Source organism: Candidatus Pelagibacter sp. HIMB1509, assembly GCF_052047855.1.
Taxonomy (GTDB): Bacteria; Pseudomonadota; Alphaproteobacteria; order Pelagibacterales; family Pelagibacteraceae; genus Pelagibacter.
Genome location: NZ_JBNAIU010000001.1, coordinates 1,230,152 through 1,244,632, shown reverse-complemented (window position 1 = coordinate 1,244,632; position 14,481 = coordinate 1,230,152). Strand labels below are relative to the sequence as shown.

15 protein-coding genes are annotated in these 14,481 nt (G+C 31.0%); 7 read left to right on the top strand and 8 right to left on the bottom strand.

What is annotated here, in order from left to right:
- Positions 1-28 precede the first annotated feature (28 nt).
- Together ACTTBO_RS06755 and ACTTBO_RS06750 are read left to right on the top strand one after the other, a co-directional pair.
- Positions 29-1,189, top strand: a complete 1,161-nt coding sequence (locus ACTTBO_RS06755; protein WP_440657130.1) for an iron-containing alcohol dehydrogenase — start codon at positions 29-31, stop codon at positions 1,187-1,189.
- Positions 1,189-1,977: a type 1 glutamine amidotransferase gene (locus ACTTBO_RS06750; RefSeq protein WP_440656933.1), complete on the top strand. Its 789-nt coding sequence runs from the start codon at positions 1,189-1,191 to the stop codon at positions 1,975-1,977. The genes ACTTBO_RS06755 and ACTTBO_RS06750 overlap by 1 nt, the downstream gene beginning before the upstream one ends.
- Here ACTTBO_RS06750 and ACTTBO_RS06745 read toward each other — a convergent pair.
- Complete coding sequence (locus ACTTBO_RS06745; protein ID WP_440656932.1) at positions 1,969-3,654, bottom strand: formate--tetrahydrofolate ligase; 1,686 nt, start codon at positions 3,652-3,654, stop codon at positions 1,969-1,971. The genes ACTTBO_RS06750 and ACTTBO_RS06745 overlap by 9 nt on opposite strands.
- A gap of 124 nt (positions 3,655-3,778) precedes the next feature.
- On the opposite strand from ACTTBO_RS06745, the gene ACTTBO_RS06740 reads away from it, so the two are divergent.
- The 4 genes from ACTTBO_RS06740 to ACTTBO_RS06725 are packed head-to-tail and all read left to right on the top strand — an operon-like array spanning position 3,779 to position 8,885.
- Positions 3,779-5,035, top strand: a complete 1,257-nt coding sequence (locus ACTTBO_RS06740) for a sarcosine oxidase subunit beta family protein (RefSeq protein WP_440614112.1) — start codon at positions 3,779-3,781, stop codon at positions 5,033-5,035.
- Positions 5,036-5,305 (top strand): sarcosine oxidase subunit delta, encoded by a 270-nt coding sequence (locus ACTTBO_RS06735; RefSeq protein WP_075506172.1) that lies wholly within the window; start codon positions 5,036-5,038, stop codon positions 5,303-5,305. It begins immediately after the preceding gene.
- Positions 5,305-8,301, top strand: coding sequence for a sarcosine oxidase subunit alpha family protein (locus tag ACTTBO_RS06730; protein WP_440656931.1), 2,997 nt, complete (start codon positions 5,305-5,307; stop codon positions 8,299-8,301). Before ACTTBO_RS06735 ends, ACTTBO_RS06730 begins: the two co-directional genes overlap by 1 nt.
- Positions 8,298-8,885 (top strand): sarcosine oxidase, encoded by a 588-nt coding sequence (locus ACTTBO_RS06725; protein ID WP_440656930.1) that lies wholly within the window; start codon positions 8,298-8,300, stop codon positions 8,883-8,885. Before ACTTBO_RS06730 ends, ACTTBO_RS06725 begins: the two co-directional genes overlap by 4 nt.
- On the opposite strand, the gene ACTTBO_RS06720 is transcribed toward ACTTBO_RS06725, so the two are convergent.
- From ACTTBO_RS06720 to purE, 7 genes are all read right to left on the bottom strand, one after another.
- The gene (locus ACTTBO_RS06720) at positions 8,886-9,737 is read right to left on the bottom strand and encodes a DMT family transporter (protein WP_440656929.1); all 852 of its coding nucleotides are present in this window, start codon (positions 9,735-9,737) and stop codon (positions 8,886-8,888) included.
- A gap of 20 nt (positions 9,738-9,757) precedes the next feature.
- Positions 9,758-10,198 (bottom strand): hypothetical protein, encoded by a 441-nt coding sequence (locus ACTTBO_RS06715; protein WP_440656928.1) that lies wholly within the window; start codon positions 10,196-10,198, stop codon positions 9,758-9,760.
- A gap of 3 nt (positions 10,199-10,201) precedes the next feature.
- Positions 10,202-10,948, bottom strand: a complete 747-nt coding sequence (locus ACTTBO_RS06710) for an aspartate/glutamate racemase family protein (protein ID WP_075506167.1) — start codon at positions 10,946-10,948, stop codon at positions 10,202-10,204.
- Positions 10,949-11,084: 136 nt separating this feature from the next.
- Positions 11,085-11,291: a cold-shock protein gene (locus ACTTBO_RS06705; RefSeq protein WP_075506166.1), complete on the bottom strand. Its 207-nt coding sequence runs from the start codon at positions 11,289-11,291 to the stop codon at positions 11,085-11,087.
- A 123-nt stretch (positions 11,292-11,414) separates the two neighbouring features.
- Positions 11,415-11,882, bottom strand: a complete 468-nt coding sequence (locus ACTTBO_RS06700) for a GNAT family N-acetyltransferase (protein ID WP_440656927.1) — start codon at positions 11,880-11,882, stop codon at positions 11,415-11,417.
- 1 nt (position 11,883) lies between these two features.
- Entirely contained in the window at positions 11,884-12,930 is a 1,047-nt protein-coding gene (locus tag ACTTBO_RS06695) for a 5-(carboxyamino)imidazole ribonucleotide synthase (protein ID WP_440656926.1), read from the bottom strand.
- Between the two features lie 2 nt (positions 12,931-12,932).
- On the bottom strand, positions 12,933-13,424 hold the full coding sequence (purE, locus tag ACTTBO_RS06690) for a 5-(carboxyamino)imidazole ribonucleotide mutase (protein ID WP_440656925.1): 492 nt from the start codon (positions 13,422-13,424) through the stop codon (positions 12,933-12,935).
- 91 nt (positions 13,425-13,515) lie between these two features.
- On the opposite strand from purE, the gene ACTTBO_RS06685 reads away from it, so the two are divergent.
- Positions 13,516-14,481, top strand: coding sequence for a membrane dipeptidase (locus tag ACTTBO_RS06685; protein ID WP_440656924.1), 966 nt, complete (start codon positions 13,516-13,518; stop codon positions 14,479-14,481).

Below are 14,481 nucleotides of genomic sequence, written 5' to 3'. Positions count from 1 at the left end.
ATTAATTAATCAAATAAATATATCCTTTATAAATAATATGAATTGGAATTATCCTACTACTATTTGGTTTGGAGCAGATAAAATAGAAGATCTTGCAAACGCTTGTTTAAACTTAAAAATTAAAAGTCCACTTTTTGTAACTGACAAGGATCTTTTAAATCTACCAATGACTTCAAAAGTAATTGAAAAATTAAAAAAAGACTTTGATCATTTACAAGTATTTTCACAATTTTCAGGAAACCCAACTGGAAAAAACGTAATGGATGGGGTCTCTTTATATGTAGAAAGAAAATGTGATGGAGTAATTGCCTTTGGGGGAGGTAGTGCATTAGATGTCGGAAAGGGAATAGCTTTTATGTGTGGTCAAAAAAGACCTATATGGGATTTTGAAGATATAGGTGATTATTGGACAAGAGCTGATGGAAATAAAATTTCTCCAATTATAGCGGTTCCAACTACCGCAGGAACAGGCTCAGAAACAGGAAGAGCTTCAGCCATCATCAATGAAGAAACAGGAATAAAAAAAATAATTTTTCATCCAAAAATTTTACCTTCTATTGTAATTTTAGATCCAAATTTAACCAAAGATCTTCCACCAAGAATAACAGCTGCAACAGGAATGGATGCACTTGCTCACAATCTCGAGGCTTTTTGTGCACCTGGATTTCACCCAATGGCAGATGGTATCGCGCTTGAGGGTATGAGGTTAATTAAAAATTCTTTAATAGAGGTTTATAAAAATGGTACAAACATAGAAGCTAGATCTGAAATGTTAGCAGCATCCAGCATGGGCTCTACTGCTTTTCAAAAGGGTCTTGGTGCAATACATTCTCTAAGTCATCCAATAAATGCACAGTTTGATGTACATCATGGTTTAAGTAACGCGATATTTATGCCTTATGTTTTAACTTTCAATAAATCAGTTATTGAAAGAAGAATTATATCTATTTGTAATTTTCTTAATCTAAATAGTACATTTGAAAGCTTTTTAGAATGGATATTAGATTTACGTAAAGAATTAAAGATCCCTCATAAACTTTCAGATGTTATGGACTGTAATGAAATTGATTTAGAAAAACTCTCTTTAATGGCATTTGAAGATCCATCTACAGGAGGCAATCCAAAAAAAATAACAAAAGATGATTTAAAAGAAATGTATAAAAAAAGTATTTCAGGAGAGTTATTTTAATGAAGAAAATTTTGGTAGTAGAAGGTAATTTACAAGAGGAAAATCAAAGTTTTACAGAAGCTGGTATTCAAACTCATACAGAAAGCTTAAAACATAGTCTTTCTCATTTTACTGATCAACTAAATATAGATGTAGTTAATCCATCTTCAGATGAGAATATAAGCGAGAATATTGACCCATTAGACAGTTATGATGGTCTTATTTGGGGTGGAAGTAGTTTAAATATTTATAACAAGACATCTGAAATTTTAAGACAAATAGAATTTATGAAGGAATGTCAGAAAAAAATTAAAAAAGTTTTAGCGATTTGTTGGGGAATGCAAGTTGCAGTAACTGCTGCTGGTGGTGAAGTAAAAAAAGCTGAGAAGGGGTCACATAGAGGGATTGCAAGAGATATTGAAATTAATGAAAATGGTTTAAATCATCCATTATATAAAAACAAAAATAAAAAGTTTAATACTCCAGCATTTAATTTTGATGAAGTTGTAACTCTTCCAGAAAATTCAACACTGCTAGCTTCGAACCCAATTAATAAAGTTCAAGGTTTAAATTTTAAAATTGGAAATTGTGATGTGTGGGGCCTTCAGTATCATCCAGAAATTACATACAATAAAATGATTAACTTAATTATTTTTAGAAAAGATAGACTTATAGAACGTGGTGCTTTTAAAGACCAAAATCATATTGATGATCACATTAAAAATATAGAAATAGAAAACAAAAAATTAGATAAAATTTCCAGAATGAGAGAATTAGAGAATTGGTTAGATTATCTTAATTTAGAATAATCCTTCAATCTCACCTTTTTCATTTAGTTTAATTGAATCTGCTGCAGGAACCCTTGGTAATCCAGGCATAGTCATGATTGCACCGCAAATAACCACAATAAACTCTGCTCCTGATGATAACCTTATCTCTCTTACCGGTAAAGCATGACCTGTGGGCGCTCCTTTAAGATTTGGATCTGTTGAAAAGCTGTATTGAGTTTTAGCAACACAAATTGGTAAATCACCATATCCAGCTTCTTCAAAGTTTTTAAGTTGATCTCTAATTTTTGTATCAGCGATTACCTCATCTGCTCTATATATTTCTTTTGCAATAGTCTCTATTTTTTTAAACAAAGGTGTTTTGCTTTCGTATAAAAATTGAAATTTAGCTTCATCTTTTCCACATAATTCTGAAACATGAGCTGCTAATTCTTTTGTACCTTCACCACCATTTGCCCAATGAGTACATAGACTAGCTTTAACACCTAAATTATCACAAAAATTTATAAGTGCTTTCACTTCATTATCAGTATCTTTTATAAAATGATTAACTGCTACAGCTACAGGTAAACCAAATTTTTTAACATTTTGAATATGTCTTTCTAAATTTACTAACCCTTTTTTTAAAGCTTCAACATTTTCATTTTTTAAATCATCTTTAGCGACACCACCGTGCATTTTTAAAGCTCTTATAGTTGCAACAATTACAACACAGCTTGGTTTTAAATTTGATTTTCTACATTTAATATCTAAAAATTTTTCTGCACCAAGGTCAGCACCAAATCCCGCTTCAGTTACAACATAGTCTGCTAATTTTAAACCAGTCTTAGTTGCGATAACGGAGTTACAACCATGAGCAATATTCGCAAACGGACCACCATGAATAATTGCAGGATTGTTTTCCAAAGTTTGTGTAACATTAGGTCTGATAGCTTCTTTTAAAAGAACTGTCATAGGACCTTGAGCATTTAAGTCTTTTGCGTAAACTGGTTTTTTATCTCTAGTGTACCCAATAGTGATATTTCCAATTCTTTTTTCTAAATCTTCCAAATCATTTGATAGGCAAAAGATTGCCATTATCTCTGATGCAACTGTGATATCAAAACCATCTTCTCTTGGAAAACCATTTGCTACACCACCTAAATTTATATTTATTGATCTTAACGATCTATCATTCATGTCCATAACTCTTTTCCAAACAATTCTTCTAACATCGATATCCAATTTATTTCCCCAATAAATATGATTATCGATTAATGCTGATAATAAATTATGAGCCGATGTAATTGCATGAAAGTCACCTGTAAAATGTAAATTGATTTGTTCCATTGGAACGACTTGTGCATAACCTCCACCAGCTGCCCCACCTTTCATACCAAAAGAAGGACCTAAGCTTGGTTCTCTAAGACATACGATAGATTTTTTTCCAATTTTATTTAAACCATCATTTAATCCAACTGAAGTTGTAGTTTTCCCTTCACCTGCTGGAGTTGGAGTTATAGCAGTTACTAAAATTAATTTTCCATCTGGCTTATCTTTTAGCTGCTCTAAATATTCTAAATTTATTTTTGCAATATGTCTGCCCATAGGACTAAACGCAGAGCTTTCATCAGGTACATTTATCTTTGCTAAAATATCATTTATTGGTTGCATTTTAGCTTCTCTAGCTATCTGTATATCTGATTTTACTTCGCTCATTCGTTATCCTTTATTGTAAATTTTTTTGCATAATAATTATCTTATTTGAGATTTTTCGAAACTTCTAAAATATATATATAAAAAAAATAAGAACTATTTAAATTCATTAATATAAAATTCTGTTATGCAAAAGTATTCTATTTTTAGCTTAGTTAAAAATGCATTAACTGGCCATCAAAATTGGGATTTAGCTTGGAAAGATCCAAATCCTAAAGAAGAGTATGATGTTGTTATCATCGGGGGTGGTGGTCATGGTCTAGCTACCGCATATTATCTAGCTAAAGAACATCAAATTACAAAAGTAGCTATCATTGAAAAAGGATGGATTGGCGGTGGAAACGTTGGACGTAACACTACAATTATCAGATCAAACTACATGCATGATGAAAATGGTCTTTTCAGTGAGTTCGGAATGGATCTATGGAGAAAGATGAGTCAGGACTTAAATTACAACGTAATGTTTTCTCCAAGAGGAATTATTAATCTTGCACACTCAGATGCACAAATGAATGCATACGCAAGAAGAGGAAATTCGATGAGATTAAACGGAATTGATGCAGTTCTTTTAAATAGAGAAGAAGTAAAAGAATTAATTCCAATGGCTGATTTTTCAGATAACGTAAGGTTTCCAATCTTTGGTGGATTGATGCAACCAAGTGCTGGAACTGCTCGTCATGATGCGGTTGCTTGGGGGTACGCGCGTCAAGCAGACTCGATGGGGGTAGATATAATTCAAAATTGTGAAGTCACAGGTTTTGATGTTTCTGCAGGAAAAATAAAAGGGATCAGAACATCTAGAGGAAATATTAAGGCAAAAAAAGTTGGTCTATGCGTTGCAGGTAGCACAAATATTTTAGCTGAAAAATTAAATATGACTTTGCCAATTGAGACACATCTTTTACAAGCTTGTGTTTCTGAACCAGTGAAACCAGTTTTAGATAAAGTTGTAACTTTTGGTGCAGGTCACTTTTATATTAGTCAATCAGACAAAGGTGAAATGGTAATGGGTGGAGACCTCGATGGTTACAATAGTTACGCTCAAAGAGGTAATCTTCCAACATTACAACATGTTTTAACTGAAGGAATTGCGATGATGCCATTTTTAAGTAAATTAAAAATGCTAAGAACTTGGGGTGGGATTATGGACATGTCAATGGATGGTTCACCAATAATTGATAAAACTCATATTGATGGTTTGTATTTAAATTGCGGATGGTGTTACGGAGGCTTTAAAGCAACTCCAGCATCAGGATGGACATTTGCACATACTATTGCTCAAGATAGAGTTCATGAATTAAATGCAGGATACAGTTTGAACAGATTTAGTACTGGTCATCTTATTGATGAAAAAGGTCTTGGTACAAAAACTTGGATTTCATAAATGTTACATATTAAATGCCCACATTGTGGAATGAGATCTCAAAATGAATTTTCTTATGGTGGAGATGCTACTGTTAAAAGACCAGAACTAAATAAAGAAGTTACAGATCAAGAATGGGATAATTTCGTATACAATAGAGTTAGTCCCAGAGGAAAACATTTAGAACTTTGGCAGCATTTATCTGGTTGCAGACAGTGGATAAAAGTTGAAAGAGATACTGCAACACACGAAATTTTTAAAACTTATAAAGCTAACGAAGAAATTGCTTAATGACTCAGAGTTATCGAATAGAAACAGGTGGCTTAATTAATAGAAATAAAAAAATTTCTTTTAAGTTCAACGGTACATCTTATTTTGGATATGAAGGCGATACATTAGCTTCAGCTTTACTTGCAAATGGAGTTCATTTAGTTGGTAGAAGTTTCAAATATCATAGACCTAGAGGGTTTTTTGGTGCAGGAGTTGATGAACCTTATGCAGTTGTTCAACTTTATAGAAATGGTGAAACGGAGCCAAATATTAAAGCAACTGAACAAGAATTATTTGAAGGATTAGAGGCAAGCAGTGTTAATTGTTGGCCAAGTGTCAATTTTGATATTGGAGCAATAAACAATTTTTTAAAAATATTTTTACCTGCAGGATTTTATTATAAAACTTTTATGTGGCCAAAAAGCTTTTGGTACAAAATTTATGAGCCATTTATTAGAAAAGCAGCTGGATTAGGTGTAGCTTCAACAAAACACGATAAAGAGAGATATGAACATAAATATGAGTACTGTGACCTTTTAATTGTTGGATCTGGACCATCAGGTTTAGCGAGCGCTTATTCTGCAGCCAAAAATGGAGCCAAAGTAATTTTGGCTGAGGACAAACCAAGATACGGTGGTTCATTATTAACGAGTGATGTGAATATCGGTAACCAATCGGGAAAAGATTGGGCAGACGGTATCATCTCAGAGTTAAAAGAGATGCCGAATGTAACAGTAAAAAATAGATCTCAAGTTTTTGGATACTATGATCACAATATGTTGGTAATGTCTGAAAAAGTTAGTGATCATTTACCTAAAACTAAAAAATATCATCCAAACAAAAGACTTTGGTACATTAGAGCAAAAGAAGTTTTAATTTCATCTGGATCAATTGAAAGACCAATTGTTTTTGGAAACAATGATACTCCTGGAGTAATGCTTTCATCTGCAGCTAAAGAATATTTAAAAGTTTATGGTGTCTTGGTTGGAAAAAAACCTTTGGTATTTACAAATAATGATAGTGGCTATGAAGCTGCAATTGAATTTAAAAAACATGGAGTTGAGCCTATAGTTTTAGATTCAAGATCAAATCCACAATCAGAAATTATTGATGAAGCAAAAAATTTAGGAATTAATATTAAAAATTCATATGTGGTAGTTGCAGCACAAGGCTATAAAAAAGTAAAATCAGCTGATGTGGCAACTATTTCTGAAGACAAGAAAACACTTGGCAAAATAGAGAATATAAATTGTGACTGTATATGTGTTTCTGGATTTTGGACACCTACAATTCATTTGGCATCACAATCAGGAAATAAAACTAAATTTAATGAAGAGATAGACGCGTTTGTTCCAGGAGTTTCAAAACAAAATGAAACAACTTTAGGAGCTGCTAATGGTGTATTTACACTAGAAGAAACTTTAAAAACATCATTTGAAAAAGGAAAAGAATTATCAAAAAAAATTACTGAGAAAGATAACGAAATATCTATTCCAAATGTAGTTGAAAAAAAATATTCTAAACATGATAAGTTTTGGTGTGTTCCATTACCAAAAGGTAAAAGTTATAAAAGATTTTTAGATTTTCAAAATGATGTTGCTGTTTCTGATGTAGAGATTGCATTAAGAGAAGGTTATAGATCAATCGAACATGTAAAAAGATATACCACTTTAGGTATGGCAACAGACCAAGGAAAAACAAGTAATTTAAATGGATTACAATTAGTATCTGAGATTGAAAATAAAGTTGTTCCGTCCGTTGGCCACACAACTTTTAGACCTCCTTATACACCTATTTCCATAGGTGCTATTGTTGGTAGAGAAGTAGGAAAGCATTCAAAACCAACAAGAAAATCTCCAATTCACAATTGGCATGAAGAGCATAACGCTGTTTTTGTTGATGCAGGAGTTTGGTTAAGACCAAGATACTATAAAAGAGGAAACGAAACTTTGTTCGAAGCTTCAAAAAGAGAAGCGAAAAATGTAAGAACAAATGTTGGTGTTTGTGATGTAACGACACTTGGTAAGATCGACGTTAAAGGTCCTGATGCTGCTGAATTTTTAAACAGAGTATACACAAATGCATGGTTGAAGTTACCTGTTGGAAAAGCAAGATATGGAGTGATGTTAAGAGAAGATGGGATAGTGATGGATGATGGTACAACTACTAGAATTTCAGAAAACCACTATCACATGACAACAACTACTGCTCAAGCAGCGAATGTGCTTTCGCATTTAGAGTATTATTTGCAACTTGTTTGGCCTGAACTTAATGTAAATGTAGTTTCAACAACTGAGCAATGGGCAGGAGCTGCCATAGCTGGTCCTAAATCAAGAGACTTATTACAGAAATTGTTCCCTAAAACAGATGTATCTAATGAAGGTCTTCCGTTTATGGGATATGTCGAGGGTGATTTATTTGGTGTTAAAGCAAGAATATTCAGAATTTCATTCTCAGGTGAATTAGCTTACGAAGTTAATGTGGAGTCTGATAACGGAAGATTTATGTGGGAAAAAATAATTGAACTTGGAGAAGAGTTTCAAATTCAACCATATGGAACTGAAGCATTGTCTACACTTAGAATTGAAATGGGACATGTTGCAGGTTCTGAATTAGATGGAAGAACAATTCCTTACGACAATGCTTTAGAAGGGTTATTGAGCAAAAAGAAAGATTTTATTGGAAAAAGATCTCTACAGAGAGCAGCTTTTGTAGCTGAAGATAGACAACGAATTGTAGGCGTTGTTCCATTGGATAAAAAAACTAGTATTCCAGAAGGTTCACACTTAGTTAAAGACGCTAATGCACCTTTGCCGAATAAAAAATTAGGTCATATCTCAGCTTCTTGTTGGAGTGTTGAGCATGATAATCCATTTTCATTAGCAATATTAAAAGATGGAAAAAATATGATTGGAGAAAAATTATTTGTAATGTCTCCATTAAAAAACAAAGTTATTCCAGTAGAAATAGTTTCATCACATTATGTTGATCCAAAAGGAGAAAGAGTTAGATCATGAGTTTAATTTCAGCTTTAAATAATGTGCATGCAAAAGGTCAATTTGGAGATTTTGAGGGTAAAGATGATAAAAATTTACTTTCAATATCTGAAACTACTAATTTATTAATTGTACAGATAGTTCAGTATAAAAGTTCAAATTCATCATTAGACAACATGCAGGTAGACGGCCTAAATTTAAGAGACAATCCATCTTTAGTTAGCTCTAATGATAACACAAGAATACTTTGGAACGGTCCAAGAAATTGGCTTTTAGTTTCCAACAAAAAAGATATTTTAAATGAAATAGAGCAGAAATTTAATGACAATGAATTTGCAATAACAGACATATCTCACTCAAAAGCAATAATTGAAATTGAAGGTAAGGAGGCTAAGGAAGTTTTAAAAAAAGGATGCCCATTTAATTTTGGTGAGCTAGAAAAAAATCAATGTTTGAATTCTAGTTATAATGGAATGTCAGTCACTATTGATATGCTTGATGATAATCCAGATAAATTTAGAATATTTGGATTAAGAAGTTTTGGTGAGTCTCTTTATCACTCAATAACAGACGCATCTTTAGAATTTGGATATATTGCAAAGTAATTATTTATCTCTAGTAGCAATATAAACACCAATAGTAGCTATAAAAAATCCTAAAAGATCTAAATTAGATAATTTCTCATTTAAAAATAACCATGCCATGAACGCAGAGGTTGGCGGAATTAAAAAAAATATCGAAACAGTTTTACTTGCAGAATTTTTTTTAATTAGAAACATCAGTATTGTGAATGCTCCAAAGGACACTAAAAAAATTTGATGACTCATTGCAATTATAAATGTTTTTGAAAATTCAATGTAAGGATCAGCAAAGAAAATTATAATTAATATATGAAATGAAAAACCTCCAAGTGCTTGGTTCATATTACTTACTGATAAGGGTAGGTTGTTGCTTATTGTTTTTTGCCAAAGAGTTGAACTTGTTATTGCTATCAAAGCAATAATGGTTGCAATTAATCCAGCAGTTGGAATTTTTGACCCAATTTCAAAACCGAGAACCAATGATGCTCCAACAAATCCCAATAAAACACCTATCCATTGTTTAATAGAAACCTTCTCTTTAAGAATTGGTCCACTTAATGCGTTAGTTAGTATTGGCTGAAGAGTTACAATTAAAGCAGCAAGGCCAGTAGGCATTCCAATAGAAATTGAATAAAAAACACCTCCTAAATAAAATCCATGAAAAAGAACTCCACTAAAAAAAGATTGTAAAAAATTTTTCTTACTTACAATTATTTTCTGCCTTGAGTAGATAGAAAAAATTAAAAAACCAAATGCTACGAGTGCAAATCGAAAGGCTAATGCAGCAAAAGGATCGCTGTAATCAATGATTGGTTTTGTAGTTATAAATGCGGATGACCAAAGTAAAATAAATATAAATGGGAATACCTTAATCACTGTAATTAATAAATTTAAATTTAATCAATTAAATTTAATTTAATCAAATTTTTTTGCTTAGTTTCTTTACACCACATTTCGTAACTTTCACAAACTCTCCAAAGATGATTAAAGGCTCTTTGAGACAATTCCAAAGGGAAATGAGTTTTTGTATAATACAATTTTGGTATTTTAAGCAAAAATTTAACCATAGAATCTTTTTGAATGTCTAAAAGTCTTAATGTTTCTTCATTAATTTTCTTACCAGTAATTTTATCAATAAAATTGTTATCTTTTAATTCAGATATCCAATTTTCATGAAATTCTCCTGAGCTAATAAAATCATAATCTTTTGTTGTCATGAAAATCTCGAATGCTTGGATGTTATTAACTTCAGGATTTTTGTTTTTTATCTCAATTATTTTTGAATATATTAGTTCAGCAACTCTTAAAACATAGGGTTTATCAATTTTAGATGTCACTCTTTATCTTTTGTGTTTCTGCATTGCAGAGTGAGCAAGAATTAAATTTGGATCCAAAAATATTTTTGAAGATTTAATATTCTTGAATGATTTAAAGGCAAATATTGCAATTGGCAACTCAGTACAACCTAAAATTATTTTTTTACATTTCATTTTAAGCAAATATTTTATAGCTGGTTTGATAGCTTTTTCGGCAGCTCTAACATTGCCCATTTTTACAAACTTGATTGCCTTATTTACTGAATTTTTTTGAAGATTTTCAGATGGATTAACCAATTGATAGCTCTGATCAAAAAATTTATTATACACTCCAGTTTTTAAAGTACCTTCAGTGGCCAATAAACCAACTTTTGAATTTTTTTTACAATTCTTTTTTGTAAATTTAAAAACTTCTTTTGGCATATTTATAATTGGGATATTGATTTTTTTTTGTAGATCATCAAACCAATAATGTGCTGTATTACAAGGGATAACAATAAATTTGCATTTATTCTTTTCTAATAACTTACAACCTTCAAGAAGACTTTTTAAAACTTTATTATATTTTGTTTTATTGGATTTATTTGTATTTAGATTTGATAAGTTTTTTGTTTGAGTACCTATAGACTCTGGTCTTCCTGGAATATTTGATTTGTTGTATAAAACAAACAAAGGATACTCTTGATCAATTTTACCTCTATTTAGCACTGCAAGCTTATTGCAAAAATCAAGACCAGCTTGAGTACCCATTCCACCTAAAATTCCGATCATAAATTTTTTATTATTTTAAATACAACTTATATAATTAAATTTTTTGACTAAAAGTTGTTTTTTATAAGATTTGGTACTGGCTGAATAAAATTGTTTATTAAAAAAAAAATTTTTTCAGCCAATAGGAAGTGTGAAATTATGCAGTTTTTAAGTTAACTGCTGAAGGACCTTTAGGACCATCTTCAACATCGAAAGTCAAAGCTTGACCCTCATCTAAACCGTTCATACCAGCATCTCTTACTGCCGAAACATGTACAAACACATCTTTTTCTTTGTCTTCTCTTTCAATAAAACCAAAACCTTTGGTTGGATTGAACCATTTTACTTTACCTGTTAGACTCATATTATTTCTTCTTACTTTTTGTTATATTAATTATTACTTAAAATTTATAATTAAGTAATTCTGGCTTTCTTTAGATTTTAAAGAGTTTTGTCAACAAAATAGAGAAATTATTCGATCTTATTGTCAATCTGTAGCAATCAATTTAGTCAAATAAACAGAATTAACATCTTCTTTATAATGAGCAAAAGGTTCACAAGGCTCAAAACCACAAGATTTAAAGAGTTTTCTAGCTGGAATAAAAAAGTCTCCAGCACCTGTTTCAATACTTAATTTTTTAATATCTAATTTTTTTGCCTCACTTATTAGATGATTAATAACAATAACACCGTGTCCTTTTTTTCTAAAATTGTCATGAATTCTGATTGATTTAAATTCTCCGTGACCTGTATCTAAAAATTTTAATGCACCACATCCCATTAATTGATCATTGTTATATAAACTCCAGAATTTAATTGATGGAACTTTAAGACCAGGAATGTCTAAAACATGAGCACTTCCCTCAGGTGAGGCAGCTCTAAGTTCTACAAAGTGCTTGGTTAAAAGCTTGTGAACTTCTGGATCATCAAAATTTCCCTCAATTGATTTTAACATATTATTCCAGAATAGTGATATGACCCATTTTTCTTTTATCTTTAATTTCTTTTTTTAAATAATCAAAAAAGAATTCATTATCTTTAAGTTTTGGAGAATTTCTATAGTGAGATATTTGATCTCCTAGTAAATTTATCATTTTTGCATTTGATAATTTTTTTAAAGGTATCTGTTCAAGTCCACAAACAGCTCTGATGTGATTTTCAAATTGACTTACATTAAAAGCATTAATTGTTAAATGTCCAGAATTATGAACCCTTGGAGCAATTTCATTTACATAAAGATTATCATTTCTATCTATAAAAAATTCTACACATAGAGTACCAACATATTTAAGTTCTTCAGCAATAAGTATTGCCCAATCTTTAGATTGATTAAATATTTTTTCATTTATATCTGCAGGTATTTTAGAATGTTTTAAGATCTGATCTTCATGGGTATTTTCTATAGGTTCGTAAATTTCAAATTTATTATTACCAAACCTAGTTATAATTACCGATATCTCTTTTTTAAGCTTAACTAACTTTTCTAAAATGTATCCTTTTGATAAATCTAATTTAAGATTTCTTAATTCTTCTATTGATGATACAGGATGTTGTCCTTTGCCATCGTAGCCCAATGTAGTAGTTTTTATTATACCTGGTAAAAAATCTTCAAGTACACCAAACTCGGATTCATTTTCAACAGAGACGTATCTAGTCGTTCTTATATTTAATTTATTTACAAAATCTTTTTCTGCTAACCTATGTTGAATTAATCTATTTACTGAGGGTTTTGGTAAAACTGGTTTGAACTTGTTGATATCACTTAATGTTTCATATGGTATGTTTTCGAATTCAAAAGTTACGATATCAACTTTGTTTACAAATTCATTTATTTTTTCTTTATCGTTGTATTTTGCACCAATAAATTCATCACAAAAATTTTGAGCTGGAGCTTCTAAATCATCACAAAAGATTATTATCTTTATCCCTAATTTTTTTGCAGCAATTGCAAGCATACTTCCTAATTGACCGCCTCCAATAATTCCAAGAGTAATATTAGACATTTCTATTTTGGAGTTCTTTTAACAGATTGAGTTTGCTTTGATCTCCAATTTTTTAACTTTTTTTTGACCGATGAATTATTAATCGCCATTATTTCAGCTGCAAGTAGAGCAGCATTAATAGCACCATCTTCTCCAATTGCTAAAGTACCGACAGGAATTCCTTTTGGCATTTGAGCAATAGACAGTAAACTATCTAAACCTTTTAGTTTTTTGCTTTCAATTGGCACTCCTAGAACTGGAATTTGAGTTAATGCAGAAATCATTCCTGGTAAATGTGCCGATCCGCCAGCACCAGCAATAATAACCCCAATGTTATTTTTTTCTGCCATTAATGCAAAATCATACATTCTTTTTGGAGTACGATGAGCTGAAACAATTTTAGTTTCAAACGAAACACCTAATTGTTTAAGAGTTTTTTCTGCTAATTGCATAGTTTTGTAATCTGATTGACTACCCATAACTATTGAAACTTTTTTATTAGTATTTTTTTTCATGAAAATGGTTTTCATGTTTATTTCAAAATTCATCAAAAATTTCAATAAAATTAATAGTATTTCATTTTAGATTGATTAATCTTAATCAGTAATGAATTTTAAAATTGATAATTTGCAATATTGCAATTGGTCTAGAAAAATTTTTGAAATAAACAGAGCCGCAGGTTTAGATGCAGTGCATGTAACAATAGTTTATCATGAAGATTATGATGAACTACTAATAGAATTAAATAAGTGGGAAAAAATTTTTGAATCAAATTCTGATCTTATATTTCTGGGAAAAGATTTTAAAGATATTGAAAAAGCAAAGCTTGAAAACAAAACTGCAATATTTTTTGGTTTTCAAAACTGTTCACCAATTGAGGATGACATAGGTTTGGTTGAAAAAGTTCATGAACTTGGATGCAGATTTATGCAACTAACTTACAACAATCAATCTCTACTTGCTACCGGTTGCTATGAAAAAATTGATAGCGGAGTAACTAATTTTGGAAGAGAAGCAATAAAAGAAATGAATAGAGTAGGCATCGTTGTTGATATGTCTCACTCTGCAGAAAAAAGCACAATGGATGCAATTGAAATAAGTGAAAAACCAATTGCAATTACACATGCAAACCCTTCTTTTTGGCATGCTGCAAAAAGAAACAAATCTTCAGATTTGCTTAAGATGCTAAGTGATAGTGGAGGAATGTTAGGTTTATCTTTATATCCACATCACTTGAAAGAAAATACTAATTGTACTCTTGATAGTTTTTGTGAAATGGTGGCAAAGACTGCAGAAATTATGGGAGCAAGTAAAATTGGTATAGGGTCTGATCTTTGTCTTGATCAACCTGACAGCGTAGTTGAGTGGATGAGAAATGGTACTTGGACCAAAACTAAAAATTATGGAGAAGGATCAAAAAATAAACCAGGCTTTCCAAAACAACCTGATTGGTTTGAAGACACAAGAGGATTTACAAATATAGAAAAAGGTCTCAAAAAGATTGGATTTTCAGATGATGAGACACATGGAATACTAGGAAATAATTGGTACAATTTTTATAAATCAATTTAA